Consider the following 2369-nt stretch of genomic DNA (forward strand, 5'->3'; position numbering starts at 1 on the left):
TAAACCCCGGTCGGCGGTTTGCGGAGGCGTTCGCGCGCTTGCGCCTATCGGAACAACGACAAACCCCCCGACCTCGACGGGCGTTTTCTCGTGCGGTAGAGCGGTATCACGAGTTGTCAGCGTCGTGGATCCTCGATATCGATTCCACCAGCAGGCTCGGATTCCTCGGCCGGGTGGTTCCCGTTGTCCGCCGGTTCGCTGAACAACCCCTGCGGTGGTGCCGCCAGCGGCAGGGGATCGAGCCTGTCCTTGTGTCCGTTGCGTACGCTGCAGTACTTGAACGGCCCACGCGGGTCGAGCAGAACCGCCATGTGCTGGTCGGCATGGTCGAGGAACCACACGCTCATTCCGGTCGCCGGGTCCTGCCGCAGATGCTCCCAGGCTCGCCATACGGCGTCGAGCCGGACCACTGCCTCGGTGTGCTGCCACCATTGCGGACACCAGACGGTATCGCTGAGGTCGCTGACCTGGCGGCGATAGACAACGCTGAGGTAGTTCTCGACGAACTCCACCACGTTCTCGTAGACGAGCTGTCCTTGCTGTGGGGGGGTCTCGGTCACAGCGGGCGAACCTCCTGCCTGTCTCCCGGTCCGTTATCCGGTCCCGGGGGTGTTTCTCCCGGTCCCTTATCCGGTCCCGGGGGTGTTCCTTTGATGAGCGAGGGAGAGCCGATGAGGTCGGGCACAAGAGTCTTCTGCTGCGGATCATGCTGTTCGATGGATTTCTTCACCAGCGACGCATACTCGCCCTCCCACCATGGCACAGTCCGCACCAGGACGGGCGGAGCCCCGGACGAGAACACGATGGCGCGGCCACGCGGCAGCGTGGCCAGTGCCTGCACCGTGAACGTCTTCGACGATCCCAGCGACCGTGAGTAACTCTTACTGCCCTTGGATTCCGAGACCGACCCCGAGATGGACGAATGCTCGCCGATGGCCTCGGAACGCTCCCGCAGGAAATTCGCATCGTCGACGCCACTTCCGAATACCTTGATATTGGCGGCCGACCACAGCGCGTTCATCCCGTCGTCGCCCCAACACCGGGCGCCCTGCGCCCAGGACTGCAGAACGGTCATCACCACGATGCCGCGCGACCCGAAATGGCTGTACTGCTTGGGCAGATCCTTCCAGCGCACCACATTCGCGGCCTCGTCCAGCACGGCCAGCAGCGGAATCGGCAGCCGCCCGAACGCCGACCGGGACGCCTTGCGCATGGCGACATCGATCACGGCCTCGGTGAGCGCGCTTACGAGCGGGGCAGCCGAACCGCGGCCCTCGAGGGACAGACTGTAGAGCGTGCCGTTGTTCTCGATGAATTCCAGCTCGTCGAACTGGGCGCGGTCCCTTTCGTTGGGATCCGTGCGCGGGGTCACCCATTTGTGCACATTCCGCAGTTTCAGGCAGCGCACCATTTTCTTGGCAGTACTGAAGATCCCGCTGCGGGTCCGCGGATCAGCGTTGTACTGCGCGCTCAGGCCGGACGCCGAATAACGGTGCCCCGCATCGCCCAGCAGTGTGACCGGCTCCTCATCGCTCGGGTTCGTCACCCATTCCCAGATCTGTGTGATGGGCCGCTGCGCGACCGCCGCGGCCAGGAACAGGCCTGCCAGCAGATCTTCGGCCTCCGGGTCGAAGAAGTTGTCCTTACCGGAATCGGCACCGCTGTCGGCGTCGGCGAAATGCCCGGCCAGCCGCGCCGCCCGCATTTCGCAGCCGTCGCTGTGTGCATCCACCCAGTCCAGCGGGTTCCAGTACCAGGTGGGTTCCTCGGCCGCGACGCCCTGCGGATCGAATACGAAGGTCCGGCTACCCTTGGCTTCGCGGACATCCCTGGTGGCATCCACGACGTCGCGCTTGTTGGAGGTGGCCAGAACCGGCCCGATGGCACTGAGAATCGCCGGAATAACCCGTGAACTGGACTTCCCTTGCCGTGGACCCCAGATGTCGAGGTGCAGATCCTCGTAGGAGCCGTACAGCATGGCGCCGTCGGCCACGGCGACCCCGATCGGTACCCCCGGCGCATCGTCGGAGCCGAGCTGCACACCGAGCTGTGCTGCTTTCTCTCGGACGCCGGCCTCGGTGAGCGCGGCGATGGCGCCGCCGTTACCCATGACATCGGCCTTGTCGTCCACCGCCAGCCGGCCGATGCTGCGCTTGGCGGCGACCCGCCGACGCCACAGCACGAAACCGACCAGCGCGGCGACGACCAGCACCAGGATCACTGTGGCCCCGGTGGGCCAGCGCAGTTCGCCCTTGACCATGCCCGCGACGATGCCGATCGGGTTGACCGGCATATCCTGTTTCTGCAGCGAGAGCATATTGCCCAGATGCAGCGCCGCCCAGACTGTTCCCAGGACCGCACCGCCCACA

Annotated in this window: 2 protein-coding genes; both read right to left on the reverse strand. The window is 65.4% G+C overall.

All coding sequences use genetic code 11. The features are described 5' to 3' along the window. Positions 1 to 116: 116 nt before the first annotated feature. Positions 117 to 560, reverse strand: coding sequence for a DUF4913 domain-containing protein (locus tag QH195_RS09940; RefSeq protein ID WP_280420923.1), 444 nt, complete (start codon positions 558 to 560; stop codon positions 117 to 119). Beyond that, positions 557 to 2368 carry a type IV secretory system conjugative DNA transfer family protein gene (locus QH195_RS09945; RefSeq protein ID WP_432278831.1) on the reverse strand — a complete coding sequence of 604 codons (1812 nt, stop codon included), beginning with the start codon at positions 2366 to 2368 and terminating at the stop codon, positions 557 to 559. The genes QH195_RS09940 and QH195_RS09945 overlap by 4 nt, the downstream gene beginning before the upstream one ends. Between the last annotated feature and the right edge of the window lies 1 nt (position 2369).

Source organism: Nocardia carnea, assembly GCF_029868855.1.
Taxonomy (GTDB): Bacteria; Actinomycetota; Actinomycetes; order Mycobacteriales; family Mycobacteriaceae; genus Nocardia; species Nocardia carnea_A.